We start from the raw sequence: 19,103 nt of genomic DNA, 5'->3' as shown, positions 1-19,103 counted from the left end.
ACTACCCCTAAGAAGTCTTTTGCGAATCAATCGAAGTCGGCGGCGCGGAGCTCTTTTTCAACGAAGTCGAACATCTCGTCGTCGGTCGCCGAGTCGAACTCGTCATCGGTCTCCGGAGCGCCGCCCTCGTCCTGGGTGCGCAGTTCCTGGCCGATCGAGTCGAGTCGGGACGTGATGTCGAAGCGCTCCTCGCTGTTCCAGCTGATTTTGGAGAGGATGGCCTGCAGTTTCTTCAGTTCCGCCACCGCGATGGCGTAGTCGGTCTGTTCGTTGACGGCCTTGGACCGGATGAAATCGGCAAGGACAGCGGGCGTGGGATAGTCGAAAACGAGTGTGGCGGGCAGTTTGAGACCGGTCGCCGCATTCAGCCGGGTACGCAGGTCGACGGCGGTCAGCGAGTCGAAGCCGAGGTCCTTGAACGCCCGCTCGGCCGGTACCGCGTCGACGGAGCCGTAGCCGAGGACGGCCGCCGCCTCGGCCCGGACCAGTTCGGTCAGGATCCGGTCCTGCTCGGGGCGGCTGAGTCCGTCCAGCCGCTGACTCAGCGCCGTTCCGCCCGGCTCCGGGCCCGCGTCGGGCGTGCCGGAGTCGCCGAGGGCCTGCTGCGCCTCGGGCAGGTCGGCCAGCAGCGGGCTGGGCCGCTGCACGGTGAAGACCGGCGTGAACCGGCTCCAGTCGGTGTCGGAGACCGCGATCAGGCTCTCCCCGGCGTCCATGACCGCCGCCAGCGCGCCGACCGCGACCACCGGGTCCATCTCGCGGACGCCGAGCCGTTGCAGCACCTCACCGGCGACGCCCTCGCCCATGCCGCCGCCACCCCACAGGCCCCAGGCGACCGAGGTCCCCACCAGGCCCCGCGCCCGCCGGTCCTCGACCAGGACGTCGAGGGCGGCGTTGGCGGCGGCGTAGCCGGACAGCTGGCCGCTGCCCCAGGCCGCGGCGCCGGAGGAGAACAGCACGAACGCGTCCAGCTCCCGATCCGCCGTCAGCTCGTCCAGGTAGCTCGCGCCACCGGCCTTGGCCTGGAGCGATCCGGTCAGGTCCGCGGTCACCATGGCGTCCAGCGGACCGCCGAGACCGGCGCCCGCCGCATGCAGGACCGAGCTCAACCCGGGTCCGTGGGCGTCGATCCAGGCCAGCAGACCGGCCGTCTGGGCCCGGTCGCCGACATCACCGGCAAGCACGTCCACCGCCGTACCGGCAGCCGCCAACTCGGCGGCCAACGCCACCGCACCCGCCGCACCCGGACCCGACCGACTGGACAGCACCACCCTCGGCGCCTCCCGCTCGGTCAGCCACCGCGCCACATGCCCACCGACACCACCGGTACCACCGGTCACCAGCACGCTGCCGCCCGGCTTCCAGCCCGGGCCCGACCGGGTCGGCTTCGGCGCGCGGACCAGGCGGCGGCCGAGCACCGCGCCGGAGCGGATCGCGACCTGGTCCTCACCGCATCCTGCGAGCACCGCGACCAGCCGCTCGGCGGTGCGCGCGTCCCAGGTCGGCGGCAGGTCGATCAGACCGCCCCAGCGGTCCGGATGCTCCAGACCGGCGACCCGGCCGAAGGCCCAGGACTGCGCGGGCGCCTGACTGACCGGCACCTCACCGGCCACGGCCACCATCGCACCCGAGGTCAGCAGCCACAGCGGCGCGTCGATCCCGGCGTCGCCGAGGGCCTGGACCAGGCCCATCGTCCCGGCCAACCCCCGGGCCACGACCGGTGACTCGGGCAGCGGCGAGGCGTCCAGGGCCAGCAGCGACACGATTCCGGCCAGCGGCAGTCCGTCGCCGGACTCCTCCAGCGTCCCGGTGATACGGGCCCGCAGCGCCGTGCGGTCCAGCGCGCCGGGGCCGATCTCGGCGACCAGTACCTCGGCGCCCCGGTCGGTCAGCGCCGCGACACTGGGCGCGGTCAGGCCGCCGTCGGCCGCACCGGCGGGGGTGACCAGCAGCCAGGTCCCCACCAGGGTCGTCGGGGCGGGTTCGGCGACCGGGGTCCAGCTGATCCGGTAGCGCCAGTCGGCCGCCGCCGACTCGCCGCGCTCGCGCTGCCGCCAGGCGGCCAGCGCCGGCAGCACCTCGCTGAACGGGCGCTCGCTGTCGACCTCCAGGGTCTGCGCGAGGCTGTCCAGGTCGCCGCCGGTGACCGCGGCCCAGAAGGCGCTCTCCTCGGCCGTGGCCGCCACATCATCCACGCGCCGGGCCGCAGCGACCGGCTTCGGCCAGTAGCGCTGCCGCTGGAACGCATAGGTCGGCAACCCGACCCGCACACCCTCCGGCAACACCCCCGCCCAGTCCACGACCACACCACGCACATGGACCTCCGCCAACGAGGCCAACAACCGCGCCGAGCCACCATCGTCACGACGCAACGTCCCGGACACCACCGGATCGGCGACGTCGGCAAGGCCTTCGAGAGTGTCGCCGATCGCGTTGGTCAGCACCGGGTGCGCCGAGCTCTCGACGAACACCCCGTACCCGGCCCGACCCAGCACCTCGACCGCCCGCGAGAACTCCACCGGGGCCCGCAGACTGGCGTACCAGTACCCGGCATCCAACTCCGGGCCCTCCAGGAACTCACCCGTCATCGCCGACACCATCGGCACCCGCGCGGGACGCGGGGCGACCCCGGCCAGCAGCTTCAGGATCTCCTCCCGCAACTGGTCGACCTGCGGACCGTGCGAGGCGTAGTCCACCGGCAGCATCCGCGCCCGGACCCCCTCGGCCCCGGCCAGGACCTCGGCCAGCGCCTCGGGATCACCCGAAACCACCGTCGCCCCAGGCCCGTTGACCGCAGCCACCGACACCCGGTCGCCCCAGCGCCCGATCCGTGCCTCCACCTCGGAGACCGACTCCGCCAGCGACAGCATCCCGCCACGACCCGACAGCGCGATCAGCGCCCGGCTGCGCAACGCCACGATGGCGGCCGCGTCCTCCAGCGTCAGGGCCCCGGCGACCACGGCGGCGGCGATCTCGCCCTGCGAGTGCCCCACCACCGCGTCCGGCTCGACCCCGGCCGCCTGCCACACCGCCGCCAACGACACCATCACCGCCCACAACACCGGCTGGACGACGTCCACCCGGTCGAAGCCGGGCGCACCCTCGGCACCGTTCAGCACCTCGGTCAGCGACCAGTCCACGTACGGCGCCAGCGCCCGCTCGCACTCCGCCAACCGCGCCGCGAACACCGGACTGCTCTGAGCCAACTCCCGACCCATGCCCAACCACTGCGACCCCTGACCCGGGAAGACGAACACCACCTGGCCGGTCGCTCCGGCGGTGCCGCTGACCAGCGTCGCCGCCGGACGCTCGGACACCAGCGCCGACAGCCCGGCGATCAGGTCGTCGCCGTGGGCGCCGGTGACGACCGCCCGGTGCTCGAAGGTGGACCGGGTGGTCGCCAGCGACCAGCCGACAGCGGCCGGGTCGCGGTCCGGGTGCGCGGACAGGTAACCGACCAGCCGCGCGGCCTGCGCCCGCAGCCCGGCCGGGGTCTGCGCCGAGACCAGCCAGGACGTCGTCGCACCGGTCAGTACCGACGGCGCCGGCTGCTCCTGGTCGCCGGGGCCGGGCTCGTCCGAGGTGTCCTGGTCGAGGGCGGCGGGGGGTTCTTCGAGGATGATGTGGGCGTTGGTGCCGCTGATGCCGAAGGCCGAGACCCCGGCCCGGCGCGGGTGGCCGTTGGCCTTCCAGTCCACCGCCTCGGTCAGCAGCTCGACGTCACCGACGGTCCAGTCGACCTGCGGTGACGGGGCGTCGGCGTGCAGCGTGGCCGGGAGCAGGCCGTGCTGGAGCGCGAGGACCATCTTGATGATCCCGGCCGCGCCGGCCGCCTGCTGCGCGTGGCCGATGTTGGACTTCACCGAGCCCAGCCACAACGGCCGTCCCTCCGGCCGGTCCTGACCGTAGGTCGCCAGGATCGCCTGGGCCTCGATCGGGTCGCCGAGCCGGGTACCGGTGCCGTGGCCCTCGACCGCGTCCACATCGGCGGCGCCGATCCCGGCGTTGGCCAGGGCGGCCCGGATCACCCGCTGCTGCGAGGGGCCGTTCGGCGCCGAGAGGCCGTTGGAGGCGCCGTCCTGGTTGATGGCGCTACCGGCCACCGTGGCGAGCACGGTGTGGCCGTTGCGGCGGGCGTCGGACAGGCGCTCCAGCACGATCATGCCCGCGCCCTCGGACAGGCCCATGCCGTCCGCGTCGGCGGAGAAGGCCTTGCAGCGGCCGTCCAGGGCCAGCGCACCCTGCTGCGAGAAGCCGATGAACTCGGCCGGGTCGGTGATCACCATCACGCCACCGGCCAGCGCCAGGTCGCACTCACCGGCCCGCAGCGCCTGCGCCGCCAGGTGCAGCGACACCAGCGCCGAGGAGCAGGCCGTGTCGACGGTGACCGCCGGACCCTCCAGGCCCAGCGTGTAGGAGATCCGGCCGGAGATCACGCTGGTCACGTTGCCGGTGATCAGGTGCCCGGCCGACTCCTCGTCGAACCCGGCCTGTCCGGCGTAGCCGGATCCGGCGGCACCGGCGAAGACGCCGGTCAGCGAGCCACGCAGGGCGACCGGGTCGAGCCCGGCATGCTCCAGCGCCTCCCACGAGGTCTCCAGCAGCAACCGCTGCTGCGGGTCCATCGCCAGCGCCTCACGCGGCGAGATCCGGAAGAACGCCGGGTCGAAGTCCGCCGCCCCGGCCACGAACCCGCCCTCGCGGGTGGCCGAGGAGGAGGCCGATCCGGGCGCCGTGTCCAGCAGACCGGCCAGGTCCCAGCCCCGGTCCGCCGGGAAGCCGCCGATGGCGTCACCGCCCGTCGCCAGCAGCTGCCACATCGCCTCCGGGCTGTCGATCCCACCCGGGAAGCGGCAACCCATGCCGACGATCACCACCGGGTCGCTCGCCGACACCGGCACGACCCGCGACTCGGCCACCAACTGCTGCTGTGTTCCCAGCAGTTGCGTGACGATCTGGCGAGCCAGGATGGCCGGTGACGGGTAGTCGAAGACCACCGTGGAGGGCAGCGTCAGTCCGGTGGCCTGGTTCAGCCGTCCCCGCAGGTCCACTGCCGTCAGCGAGTCGAAGCCCATCTCCCGGAAGGCCCGGGCCGCGTCCACGGCCTCGGCCGAGCTGTGTCCGAGGACGGCCGCCGCATGACTGCCGACCAGGTCGGTCACGATCCGCTCGCGCTGCGCGGGCGACACGCCGACCAGGCGTTCCAGCAGCGCCGCGCCGTCGCCCGAGGCCACCACGGCGGCGCCGGTGGTACCGGCGTCGGCCTGACGCGCCTCCGGGATCTCGTCCAGCAGCGGCCAGGAGCGGACGGCGTTGAACACCGCCGAGAACTGCGGCCAGTCGACGTCGGCGACCGCCAGCACGGTCTCCTGGTCGGCGAGTACCTGCCCGAGCACGGTCAGCGCGCGCTCCGGGTCCAGCAGCCGCAGGCCCTGCCGCCGCAGCCGCTCCGGGACCAGGCTCTGCGGGCGTGCGGGCTCAGCCCCGGCGTCGGCCGGGTCGGTCTCGTCGAAGCGGCCACCGGAGCTCCACACGCCCCAGGCGACCGAGGTCGCCGGCAGGCCCCGGGCCCGCCGGTTCTCCGCCAGCGCGTCCAGGTGGGCGTTGGCCGCCGCGTAGGTCGCGTGCTCGCCGACGCCCCAGGTGGCGCTGATCGAGGAGAACAGGATGAAGGCTTCCAGGTCGAGGTCGGCGGTGAGCTCGTCCAGGTGCGTCGCCCCGCCGACCTTGGCGCCCAGCGCCAGCGCCAGGTGGTCGACGTCGGTCCGGTCGACGCTCATCAGCTCGACCGCGACCGCGCCGTGGATCACCGCGGACAGCGGCGGGGCGAAGGTCGGGATCCAGGCCAGCAGACCGGCCAGCGCCTCCCGGTCCACCACGTCGCAGGCGGCCATGGTGACCGCCGAACCGGCCTCGGCCAGCAGCGCGGCGAGCCGGGCCGCACCCGGCGTCTCCGGGCCCCGGCGGCTGCACAGCACCGCGTGCGGGACGCCCGAGTCGGCCATCCAGGCGGCCAGGTCCGGGCCGATCGCGCCGCTGGCGCCGGTCAGCAGCACCGTGCCGCACGGCGTCCAGGCGCTGTCGCCGTTGCGGCGCGGGGTCGCCCGGACCAGGCGCCGGGCCAGCAGCCCGCCGGTCCGGATCGCCACCTGGTCCTCGGACCTGTCCGCGAGGGCCCCGGCGAGCCGGGCCGCCGCGCGGTCGTCCAGCACCGGCGGCAGGTCGATCAGACCGCCCCAGCGATCCGGGTGCTCCACCCCGATCGTCCGACCCAGACCCCACACCTGCGCCTGGACCGGACCGGCCGCACGGTCGGTGGCCCCGGCGGTGACGGCACCCCGGGTGACCGCCCACATCGGCGCGGTCGCCCCGGCGTCGCCGAGGGCCTGGAACAGGGCCAGGGTTCCGGCGACACCGGCCGGGACCAACGGTCGGTCGGCCAGCGGCGTCTCGTCCGTGCCGAGCAGCGACAGCACCCCGGCCGCCGGGGCCGAGCCGAGCAGTTCGCCGACCTTCGCCGCCAGGGTCCGCCGGTCCAGCTCGGTCGCGGCGACCTCGGCGAGCACCACCTGCGCGCCCCGGTCGCTCAGCGTCCGCGCGCAGGCCGCCGCCAGCTCACCGTCGGCCAGTTCGGCCGGGACGACCAGCAGCCAGGTACCGGACAGCACGGCCGGGCTGGGGTCGCGCAGCGGCTTCCAGGTGACCCGGTACCGCCAGTCCGCCGTCAGCGACTCGTCGCGTTCGCGCTGCCGCCAGGACGCCAGGGCGGGGAGCACCTCGCCCAGGTACTGCTCGTCCACGTCCAGCGTCCGGGACAGGCTGTCCAGGTCACCGGCCTCGACCGCGCTCCAGAACCGCGCCTCGACGCCGGTCCCGGCGCTCTCGGCAGCGGCGATCGCGACCGGCAGTTGCCTCGGCCAGTACCGCTGCCGCTGGAAGGCGTAGGTCGGCAGCTGCACCACCTGGGCCTCGGGGACCACCGTGGTCCAGTCGACATCGACGCCGCGCCCGTGGACCTCGGCCAGGGACGCCAGCAGCCGCGCCGGGCCGCCGTCGTCCCGGCGCAACGTCCCGGCCACCACCGGGGCAGACGCGACGAGACCGGAAACGCTCTCCTCGGCGACCCGGTCGAGGGTGTCGCTGATCGCGTTGGTCAGCACCGGGTGCGCCGAGCTCTCGACGAACACCCCGTACCCGGCCCGACCCAGCACCTCGACCGCCCGCGAGAACTCCACCGGGGCTCGCAGACTCGCGTACCAGTACCCGGCATCCAACTCCGGGCCCTCCAGGAACTCACCCGTCATCGCCGACACCATCGGCACCCGAGCAGACTGCGGCGCGACCCCCGCCAGCAGCGCCAGGATCTCCTCCCGCAACTCGTCCACCTGCGGACCGTGCGAGGCGTAGTCCACCGGCAGCATCCGCGCCCGCACACCATCAACCTCAGCAGCCGCCAACACCCCCGCCAACGCCTCGGGATCACCCGAAACCACCGTCGCCCCAGGCCCGTTGACCGCAGCCACCGACACCCGGTGCGCACCCCAGGCCTCGATCCGCGACCGCACCTCGGACACCGACTCCGCCAACGACAACATCCCGCCACGACCCGACAACGCAATCAACACCCGACTGCGCAACGCCACCACCCGCGCGGCATCCTCCAGGCTGAGGATCCCCGCCACCACGGCCGCCGCGATCTCACCCTGCGAATGCCCCACCACCGCATCCGGCCGCACCCCAGCCGCCTGCCACACCGCCGCCAACGACACCATCACCGCCCACAACACCGGCTGCACCACATCCACCCGATCAAACCCAGGCGCACCCTCAATACCAGCCAGCACCTCGACCAACGACCAGTCCACAAACGGCGCCAACGCCCGCTCACACTCCGCCAACCGCGCCGCGAACACCGGCGACGAAGCGGCCAACTCCCGACCCATACCCACCCACTGCGAACCCTGACCCGGGAACACGAACACCACCCGACCGGCACCGCCACCGGCGGAGACCACGCCCGACACCACGCCCGGCGACGGGCGACCGGCGGCCACTGCCGACAGTCCGGCCAGCAACTCCGTGCGGTCCGCGCCGATGACGACCGTCCGGTGCTCGAACGTCGACCGGCTGGTCACCAACGACCACGCCACCTCGGCCGTGCCCAACTCCGGCCGAGCCAGCAGGAACTCACCCAACCGACCCGCCTGCGCCACCAACCCGGCACCCGACCGCGCCGACACCGGCCACGCCGCCACCGACCCGACCAACACCGGCAACACCGGCGACACCACCGGATCGACCGACGGCACCTCCTCCGGGACGAAGGCCGGAGCCTCCTCCAGGATGGCGTGCACGTTGGTGCCGCTGACGCCGAAGGCCGACACCCCGGCTCGCCGGGGACGGCCGTTGACCGGCCAGGCGACCGGTTCGGTCAGCAGCCGGACGTCACCCGTCGACCAGTCCACGTGCGGGCTGGGCACCTCCGCGTGCAGGGTGCGCGGCAGTTCCTGGTGCTGGAGGGCCAGCACCATCTTGATGATCCCGGCGACCCCGGCCGCAGTCTGGGTGTGGCCGATGTTGGACTTCACCGAGCCGAGCCACAGCGGCTGGTTCTCCTGCCGGTTCTGCCCGTACGTCGCCAGCAGCGCCTGGGCCTCGATCGGGTCGCCGAGGACCGTGCCGGTACCGTGCGCCTCGACCGCGTCCACCTCGTCAGCCCGCAGTCCGGCGTTGGCCAGCGCGGACCGGATGACCTTCTGCTGCGAGGGACCGTTCGGCGCGGTGATGCCGTTGCTGGCGCCGTCCTGGTTGATCGCGCTCCCGGCCACCACCGCGAGCACCTGGTGCCCGTTCCGCTGGGCGTCGGAGAGCCGCTCCAGGACCAGCATCCCGGCGCCCTCGCCCCAGCCGATGCCGTCCGCGTCGGCCGCGAACGCCTTGGACCGGCCGTCGAAGGCCAGGCCCCGCTGGCGGGAGAACTCGGAGAACGGGGCCGGGGTGGCCATGATCGCCACACCACCGGCCATCGCCATCGAGCACTCGCCCGCGCGCAGCGCCTGGCAGGCCAGGTGCAGCGCGACCAGCGCCGAGGAGCAGGCGGTGTCGACGGTCACCGCCGGGCCCTCCAGGCCCAGCGTGTAGGAGACCCGGCCGGAGATCACCGAGCTGAGGCCGCCGATGAGCATGTAGCCCTCGGTGCCGGGCTCCTCGGCCAGGCCCATGCCGTACCCACCGAAGGCGGCACCGGCGAAGACCCCGGTGGCGGTGCCCTTGAGCGAGGCCGGGTCGATCCCGGCGCGCTCCACGGCCTCCCAGGCGGTCTCCAGCAGCAGCCGCTGCTGCGGGTCCATGGTGATCGCCTCACGCGGGCTGATCCCGAAGAATCCGGGGTCGAAGTCGGCCGCGTCGTAGACGAATCCACCGACCAGCGCGGTGGACGTGTCGGCGTCGAGACCGGCGTAGATCCCGTCCACGTCCCAGCCACGGTCCGTCGGGAACCCGGCGATCGCGTCGGTACCGGTGGCCAGCAGGTCCCACAGGTCCTCCGGCTCGCGGACGCCGCCGGGGAACCGGCAGCCCATGCCGACGATGGCGATCGGCTCGCCGGGGTCGGCTGCCGCGCGGGCCGCGACCGGGGACTCGGAGTCGGCCAGGATGCCGAGCAGTTCGGTCCGTAGGAACTGCACGGCCGCAGCCGGGGTCGGGTAGTCGAAGACCAGGGTGGCGGGCAGCTTGAGACCGGTGGCGGTGTTCAGCCGGGTGCGCAGGTCGACGGCGGTGAGCGAGTCGAAGCCGAGGTCCTTGAAGGCCCGCGCGGGCGGTACCGCGTCGGCGGACGCGTGCCCGAGCACGGCGGCGGCCTCGGAGCGGACCAGGTCGGTCAGGATCCGCTCCTGCTCGGCCCGGTCGAGGCCGGTCAGCCGTCGGCCCAGCTCGGTCCCGACGACCGCTTCAGCGCCCGGAGCGGACGCCCGGGTGTCGGTGAGCGCCTGCTGGGCTTCCGGCAGGTCGGCCAGCAGCCGGCTGGGCCGCTGCACGGTGAAGATGGTGGCGAACCGGTCCCAGTCGATGTCCGAGACGGTGACCAGGTCCTCCCCGGCGTCCAGGATCGCCGCCAGCGCGCCGACGGCCAGTCCCGCGTCCATCTCGCGGACGCCGAGCCGTTGCAGCACCTCACCGGCGACGCCCTCGCCCATGCCGCCGCCACCCCACAGGCCCCAGGCGACCGAGGTACCGGCCAGGCCGCGCGCCCGCCGGTCCTCGACCAGCGCGTCCAGGGCGGCGTTGGCGGCGGCGTAGCCGGACAGCTGGGCGCTGCCCCAGGTGCTCGCGCCGGAGGAGAAGCCGACGAACGCGTCCAGCTCCCGGTCGGCGGTCAGCTCGTCCAGGTAGGCCGCGCCGCCCGCCTTGGCCTGGAGCACGGCGGCCAGGTCGTCCGGGGTCATCAGCTCCAGCGGGCCGCCGAGGGCGGCTCCGGCCGCGTGCATGACCGAGCTCAATCCGGGTCCGTGGGCGTCGATCCAGGCCAGCAGACCGGCCGTCTGGGCCCGGTCGCCGACATCACCGGCAAGCACGTCCACCGCCGTACCGGCAGCCGCCAACTCGGCGGCCAACGCCACCGCACCCGCCGCACCCGGACCCGACCGACTGGACAGCACCACCCTCGGTGCCTCCCGCTCGGTCAGCCACCGGGCCACATGCCCACCGACACCACCGGTACCACCGGTGATCAGTACGCTGCCGCCGGGACGCCAGCGCTGGCCGCCGGAGACCGAGCGGGCCGCGCGGACCATGCGGCGGCCGAGGACGCCGTTGGCGCGGATCGCGACCTGGTCCTCACCGCATCCGGCGAGCACCGCGACCAGCCGCTCGGCGGTGCGCGCGTCCCAGGTCGGCGCCAGGTCGATCAGACCGCCCCAGCGGTCCGGATGCTCCAGCGCGACGACCCGGCCGAAGGCCCAGGTCTGCGCCTGCGCCTGGGCGACCGGCGCGTCGCCGGAGGCGGTCGCGCCCGAGGTCAGCGCCCACAGCGGGGCGGTGGTCCCGGCGTCGCCGAGGGCCTGCACCAGGCCCATCGTCCCGGCCAACCCCCGGGCCACGACCGGAGTTCCGGCCAGCGGGGACTCGTCCAGGGCCAGCAGCGAGAGTACGCCCGCCACCGGGACGGTGACGGCGGTGATCCGGGCGGCCAGCGCCGACCGGTCCACCTCGCCCGCCGGGATCTCGGCGAGCAGCACCTCGGCGCCGCCGTCGGTCAGGGCCTGGCTGACGGCGGCGGTCAGGGACTCGTGGTCCGCTCCGGCCGGGGCCACGACCAGCCAGGTGCCGGACAGCGCAGCCCGGCCGAGCGGCGCGAGCGGGGTCCAGAGGATGCGGTAACGCCAGTCGGCGACGGCGGACTTGCCGCGCTCGCGCTGCCGCCAGGCGGCCAGTGCGGGCAGCACCTGCTGCAACCGCTCGCCGTCGACGGCCAGGGTCTGCGCGAGGCTGTCCAGGTCGCCCCCGGTGACCGCGGCCCAGAAGGCGCTCTCCTCGGCCGTGGCCGCCACGTCATCCACGCGCCGGGCCGCAGCGACCGGCTTCGGCCAGTAGCGCTGCCGCTGGAACGCATAGGTCGGCAACCCGACCCGCACACCCTCCGGCAACACCCCCGCCCAGTCCACGACCACACCACGCACATGGACCTCCGCCAACGAGGCCAACAACCGCGCCGAGCCACCATCGTCACGACGCAACGTCCCGGACACCACCGGATCGGCAACATCGGCAAGGCCTTCGAGGGTGTCGCTGATCGCCGAGGTCAGCACCGGGTGCGCCGAGCTCTCGACGAACACCCCGTACCCGGCCCGGCCCAGCACCTCAACCGCCCGCGAGAACTCCACCGGGGCCCGCAGGCTGGCATACCAGTACCCGGCATCCAACTCCGGGCCCTCCAGGAACTCACCCGTCATCGCCGACACCATCGGCACCCGAGCAGACTGCGGGGCGATCCCCGCCAGCAGCTTCAGGATCTCCTCCCGCAACTCGTCCACCTGCGGGCCGTGCGAGGCGTAGTCCACCGGCAGCATCCGCGCCCGCACACCATCAACCTCAGCAGCCGCCAACACCCCCGCCAACGCCTCGGGATCACCCGAAACCACCGTCGCCCCAGGCCCGTTGACCGCAGCCACCGACACCCGATCGGCCCACGGCGCCACCCGGGCAGTGACCGCCGCCGACGACTCCGCCAACGACAACATCCCGCCACGACCCGACAACGCAATCAACACCCGACTGCGCAACGCCACCACCCGCGCGGCATCCTCCAGGCTGAGGATCCCCGCCACCACAGCCGCCGCGATCTCACCCTGCGAATGCCCCACCACCGCATCCGGCCGCACCCCAGCCGCCTGCCACACCGCCGCCAACGACACCATCACCGCCCACAACACCGGCTGGACGACGTCGACCCGGTCGAAGCCGGGCGCACCCGCAACGCCAGCCAGCACGTCGGCGAGCGACCAATCCACGTACGGCGCCAGCGCCCGCTCACACTCCGCCAACCGCGCCGCGAACACCGGCGACGAAGCGGCCAACTCCCGACCCATACCCACCCACTGCGAACCCTGACCCGGGAAGACGAACACCACCTCACCGGTCGTCGCGGCCACCCCGCTCACCAGGGCGGCGGCCGGGCGTTCGGCGGCCAGCGCCGACAGTCCGGCCAGCAGGTCGGCGGAGTCGCTCGCGGCGATGACGGCGCGGTGCTCGAAGGTGGACCGGGTGGTCGCCAGCGACCAGCCGACGTCGACCGGGTTCAGCTCCGGGCGCTCCGCCAGGTGGTGGCGCAGCCGGTGGGCCGCCGCCGTGAGTCCGGTCGCGGTCTGGCTGGAGACCAACCAGGCCGTCCCTTCGGACAGCACCGGCACCGGCACCGGCGGCGCGAGCGGCGCGTCGTCGCTGAGCTCGGGCTCGGGCTCGGCCTCGGCCTCGGTCGGGGCCTCCTCCAGGATCATGTGGGCGTTGGTACCGCTGATGCCGAAGGCCGAGACCCCGGCCCGGCGCGGGCGGCCGTTCGCCTGCCAGTCCGCCGCCTCGGAGAGCAGCCGGACATCACCGGTGCTCCAGTCGACCTGCGGTGACGGCGCGTCGGCGTGCAGCGTGGCCGGGAGCAGGCCGTGTCGCAGGGCGAGGACCATCTTGATGACCCCGGCCGCGCCCGCCGCCTGCTGCGCGTGGCCGATGTTGGACTTCACCGAGCCCAGCAGCACCGGGCGTCCCTCGGGCCGGTCCTGGCCGTAGGTCGCCAGGATCGCCTGGGCCTCGATCGGGTCGCCGAGTCGGGTGCCGGTGCCGTGGCCCTCGACCGCATCCACGTCGCCGGGCTCCAGCCCGGCGTTGGCCAGGGCGGCCCGGATCACCCGCTGCTGCGAGGGACCGTTGGGCGCGGACAGGCCGTTGGAGGCGCCGTCCTGGTTCACCGCGCTACCGGCCACCGTGGCGAGCACGGTGTGGCCGTTGCGGCGGGCGTCGGACAGCCGCTCCAGCAGCAGCATTCCGGCGCCCTCGGCCAGGCCCATGCCGTCCGCCTCGGCGGCGAAGGCCTTGCAGCGGCCGTCGGCCGCGAGCGCGCCCTGCTGGGAGAAGCCGATGAACTCGCCCGGGTTGGTGATCACCATGACGCCACCGGCCAGCGCCAGGTCGCACTCACCCGCGCGCAGCGCCTGCGCTGCCAGGTGCAGGGCGACCAGCGAGGACGAGCAGGCGGTGTCCACGGTCACCGCCGGGCCCTCCAGGCCCAGCGTGTAGGAGATCCGGCCGGAGATCACGCTGGTGACGTTGCCGGTGATCAGGTGCCCGGCCGACTCCTCGTCGAACCCGGCCTGCTCGGCGTAGCCGGAGGCGGCGGCACCGGCGAAGACGCCGGTCAGCGAGCCGCGCAGGGAGACCGGGTCGAGCCCGGCATGCTCCAGCGCCTCCCACGAGGTCTCCAGCAGCAACCGCTGCTGCGGGTCCATCGCCAGCGCCTCACGCGGCGAGATCCGGAAGAACGCCGGGTCGAAGTCCGCCGCCCCGGCCACGAACCCGCCTTCGGTCGTGTAGGACGTCAGGGTCCGGCCGGGGGTGGCGTCGAGCAGGGCGACGAGGTCCCAGCCCCGGTCGGCCGGGAAGCCGCCGATGGCGTCGCCGCCCGTCGCCAGCAGCTGCCACATCGCCTCCGGGCTGTCGATCCCGCCGGGGAAGCGGCAGCCGATGCCGACGATGACCACCGGGTCGCCGGACGCGACCGGGGTGACCCGCGAAGCCGTCGGGGCCAGTTGCTGGCTGCCCAGCAGCTGGGTGAGGATCTGCTGGGCCAACACCTGCGGGGACGGGTAGTCGAACACCACCGTGGAGGGCAGCGTCAGTCCGGTGGCCTGGTTCAGCCGACTGCGGAGTTCCACCGCCGTCAGCGAGTCGAAGCCCATGTCGCGGAAGGCCTGGCCGGAGTCGACCGCGTCCAGTGAGGCGTGTCCGAGTACGGCTGCGGCGTGCGCGCGGACCAGTTCGGTGACGACGCGCTCGCGCTGGCCGGGGGTGGCGCCGACCAGGCGGCCCAGCAGTTCGGCGGCCTCGCCGGTGGTCACCACGGCGGTCCCGGCCGGGGCGGCCTCGGCCTGGCGGGCCTCGGGGATCTCGTCCAGCAGCCGCCAGGAGCGCATCGAGTTGAACACGGCGGAGAAGCGCGGCCAGTCGACGTCGGCGACCGAGAGCGCGGTCTCGTCGTCGGCGAGTACCTGGCCCAGGGCGGACAGTGCCCGCTCCGGGTCCAGCAGCCGCAGGCCCTGGCGGCGCAGCCGCTCGGGGATCACGCTGATCGCGCGGTCGCCCTCGTGCGATTCCTGGCCGGTGTCCCAGACGCCCCAGGCGACCGAGGTCGCGGGCAGGCCCCGGGCCCGGCGGTTCTCGGCGAGGGCGTCCAGGTGGGCGTTGGCCGCCGCGTAGGCGCCGTGCTCGCTGACGCCCCAGATCGCGGCGATCGACGAGAACAGGACGAACTCGTCCAGTTCCAGATCGGCGGTCAGCTCGTCCAGGTGGGTGGCTCCGGTGACCTTCGCGCCCAGGGCCAGCTCCAGCTGGTCCGGGCCGGTGTCGGCCAGGGTCAGCAGTTCCACCGCCATGGCTCCGTGGAACACCGTGGACAGCGCGGGTCCGCTGCGGTCGATCCAGTCGAGCAGGCCGGCGACCGCGTCCCGGTCGGTGACGTCGCAGACCGCGACGGTGACCGGGGTTCCGGCGGTGGCGAGGGCGGCGGCCACGGCGGCGGCGCCGGGGACCATCGGTCCACGACGGCTGACCAGCGTCAGCCGCCGGGCTCCGGCGTCGGCCAGCCAGTGGGCCAGCTTCGGGCCGATCTCGCCGCTCACGCCGGTCACCAGCACGGTGCCGCGCGGCTGCCACGGGGTGGTGCTGCTGGACGGCGCGGTGCGGACGAGGCGGCGGCCGACGATCCCGGCCGCGCGGATGGCCACCTGGTCCTCGCCGCATCCGGCCAGTACCGCGCCGAGGCGGTTGGCGGCGCGGGCGTCGAGCACCGGCGGCAGGTCGATCAGGCCGCCCCAGCGGTCCGGGTGCTCCAGACCGGCGACCCGGCCCAGGCCCCAGACCTGCGCCTGGGTCGGGCTGGTGAGCAGTTCACCGGGGGCGGTGGCCACCGCGCCGGAGGTGAGCACCCACAGCGGCGCGCTGATCCCGGCCGCGCCGAGGGCCTGGACCAGGCCCAGCGTGCCGCCGACGCCGCTGGTCACCAGCGGCTGTTCCGGCAGTGGGGTGGCGTCGAGCGCCAGCAGCGAGACGACTCCGGCCAGTTCGGCCTGCGGCGTACCGGCGAGCGCGTCCGTGATCCGGGCGGCGAGCGACGCCTGGTCGACCGCGCCCGGCAGCGCCTCGGCGAGCCGGACCTCCGCGCCGCGCGCGGTCAGCGCCCGCAGGCAGGCGGCCCGCAGCTCGGTCTCGCTGTCGCCGGACGGGGCCACCACCAGCCAGGTGCCGTGCAGCGCGGCGGAGGCGGGGTCGGGCACCGGCGTCCAGGAGACGCGGTAGCGCCAGCCGCCGGTCGCCGCGTCGTCGCGCTCGCGGCGGCGCCAGGACGCGAGCGCCGGGACGACGTCGTTCAGGCGCTCGCCGTCCAGCGCGAGGGTGTCGGCCAGCGCGTCCACGTCGCCGTTCTCGACGGCGGCCCAGAACCGGGCCTGCGCCGCCGAGTCGTGTTCGCCGAGCGCGGCGGGGCCGTTCGCGGCCGTGGCCGGGACCGGCTCCGGCCAGAAGTGCTGACGCTGGAAGGCGTAGGTGGGCAGTTCGATCCGCTGCCCGGCGGGCAGCACCGCCGTCCAGTCCACGGCCACGCCCTGGACGTGGGCCTCGGACAGGGAGGCCAGCAGCCGGGCCGCGCCGCCGTCGTCGCGGCGCAGCGTCCCGGTGACCACCGGGGCCGGTCCGGCGAGGCCCTCGGTCTGCTCGGTGGCGGCCAGGCTCTCGAAGGCGGCGGTGATCGAGGTGGTCAGTACCGGGTGCGCGGAGGTCTCGACGAACACGCCGTACCGGGAGCGGGCCAGCACCTCGACGGCGCGGGCGAACTCGACCGGGGCGCGCAGGCTGGCGTACCAGTATCCGGCGTCCAGCTCCGGGCCTTCGAGGAGTTCGCCGGTCATCGCGGACACCATCGGCAGCCGCGCGGGCTGCGGGGTGATCCCGGCCAGCAGGCCCAGGATCTCCTCGCGCAGCTCGTCGACCTGCGGGCCGTGCGAGGCGTAGTCGACCGGCAGCAGCCGCGCCCGGACGCCGTCGTGCTCGCAGGCGGCCAGGATCTCCCGCAGCGCCTCCGGGGTACCGGAGACCACGGTCGCGGCGGGGCCGTTGACGGCCGCCACCGACACCTGGTCGGCCCAGGGCGCCACCCGGGTGGTGACCGCCGCCGCCGACTCGGCGAGGGACAGCATGCCGCCGCGTCCGGACAGCGCGGTCAGCGCCTGGCTGCGCAGCGCCACCACCTTGGCGGCGTCCTCCAACGACAGGATCCCGGCCACCACAGCCGCCGCGATCTCACCCTGCGAATGCCCCACCACCGCATCCGGCTCAACCCCGGCCGCCTGCCACACCGCCGCCAACGACACCATCACCGCCCACAACACCGGCTGCACCACATCCACCCGGTCAAACCCAGGCGCACCCTCAACACCAGCCAGCACCTCGACCAACGACCAGTCCACAAACGGCGCCAACGCCCCCTCACACTCCGCCAACCGCGCCGCGAACACCGGCGACGAAGCGACCAACTCCCGACCCATACCCACCCACTGCGAACCCTGACCCGGGAACACGAAGGCGACCCGGCTCCGGCCGCGCCCGGCGGCCACGACGCCGCTGACGGCTGCGGCGGCGGGCTGGTCGGCGGCCAGCGCGGTCAGTCCGGACAGCAGTTCGTCGCGGTTCGCTCCGCGCACCACCGCCCGGTGCTCGAACACCGATCGGGTGGTCGCCAGCGACCACCCGATGTCGGTGAGGTCCTGCGTCTCCCACGTCGCCCGGTGCCGGGTGAACTCGGCCAGCCGCTCGGCCTGCGCGCGCAACCCGTTCGCGGTCCGCGAGGACACCAGCCAGGCGGTGCCCTCGGACAGCACCGGCGCTGCCGCCGGGGTCGCGGCCTCGGGCGCGGGCCCCTCGGCGAGCTCGCCCTCGGCCTCACCCGCCTTCGGCGCTTCCTGGACGATGACGTGGACGTTGGTGCCGCTGGCCCCGAACGCGGAGACACCGGCCCGGCGCGGCTGCTCGTCGACCGGCCACGGCACCGCCTCGGTCAGCAGTTGGACGTCACCCACCGACCAGTCGACCTTCGGCGTGGGGACGTCGACGTGCAGCGTGCGCGGCATCAGGTCGTGCTGCATCGCCAGCACCATCTTGATGACCCCGGCCACGCCGCCGGCCGCCTGGGTGTGGCCGATGTTCGACTTCACCGAGCCCAGCCACAGCGGGCGGCCCTCGGGTCGGCTCTGGCCGTAGGTGGCGAGGATCGCCTGGGCCTCGATCGGGTCGCCGAGCACCGTGCCGGTACCGTGCGCCTCGACCACGTCCACCTGGTCGGAGCGGACCCGGGCGTTGGTCAGCGCCTCGCGGATGACCCGCTGCTGCGAGGGGCCGTTCGGGGCGGTCAGCCCGTTGGACGCGCCGTCCTGGTTCGCGGCGGTTCCGGCGATCAGCGCCAGCACCGGGTGGCCGTTGCGGCGGGCGTCCGACAGCCGCTCCAGTACCAGCAGCCCGGCGCCCTCGCCCCAGCCCATGCCGTCCGCGGCACCGGCGAAGGCCTTGCTGCGGCCGTCCGCCGCCATGCCCTGCTGCTTGGAGAACTCGGCGAACGCCCCCGGGGTGACCATCACCACGACGCCACCGGCCAGCGCCAGCGAGCAGTCGCCCGAACGCAGCGCCTGGCAGGCCAGGTGCAGCGCCACCAGCGAGGAGGAGCAGGCGGTGTCCACGGTCAGTGCCGGGCCCTCAAGGCCGAGGGTGTAGGCCACTCGGCCGGAGATCATCGCGGTCTGACTGCCGGTCAGCAGGTAGCCCTCGGAGCCGGTGTCCGCCTCGACCAGGCCCTGGCCGTAGCCGACGAAGCTGGCGCCGACGAACACGCCGGTCGAGGAACCGCGCAGCGAGCGGGGCTCGATCCGGGCCCGCTCCAGCGACTCCCAGGCCACCTCCAGCAGCAGCCGCTGCTGCGGGTCCATCGCCAGCGCCTCACGCGGCGAGATCCCGAAGAATCCGGCGTCGAACTCGGCCGCGTCGTAGACAAATCCGCCCTGGTGGGCGAAGTCGGTGCTGGTGCCTTCCGGGGCACTGTCCCGGTAGGCCTCCCAGCCCCGGTCGTTCGGGAATCCAGCGATCGCGTCCGTACCGGAAACCACCACGTCCCAGAAGCTCTGCGGGTCGCGGATGCCACCGGGGTACCGGCAGCCGAGACTCACGATCGCAATGGGCTCCTGTTCGGCCGCCTCCATACGGCGCAGCCGCTTACGGGTTTCCTGAAGTTCGGCCGACGCCTTTTTAAGGTAGTCAAAAAGTTTTTCTTGGCTATCCATGACGGACTCCCTGAA

Annotated in this window: 1 protein-coding gene; it reads right to left on the bottom strand. The window is 74.1% G+C overall.

Annotated elements, in window-relative coordinates; all coding sequences use genetic code 11:
* Positions 1-26: 26 nt before the first annotated feature.
* Positions 27-19,088 (bottom strand): type I polyketide synthase, encoded by a 19,062-nt coding sequence (locus GXP74_RS17805; RefSeq protein ID WP_182452451.1) that lies wholly within the window; start codon positions 19,086-19,088, stop codon positions 27-29.
* Positions 19,089-19,103: the final 15 nt, after the last annotated feature.

This window comes from Streptacidiphilus sp. P02-A3a, from assembly GCF_014084105.1.
GTDB lineage: Bacteria > Actinomycetota > Actinomycetes > Streptomycetales > Streptomycetaceae > Streptacidiphilus.
Note: the sequence above shows the minus strand (reverse complement) of the source record. Positions and strands in the feature narration are given on the sequence as shown.

Coding starts and splice junctions, on each gene's coding strand:
- GXP74_RS17805 (WP_182452451.1), bottom strand. CDS start 19,088: ATGGATAGCCAAGAAAAACTTTTTGACTACCTTAAAAAGGCGTCGGCC.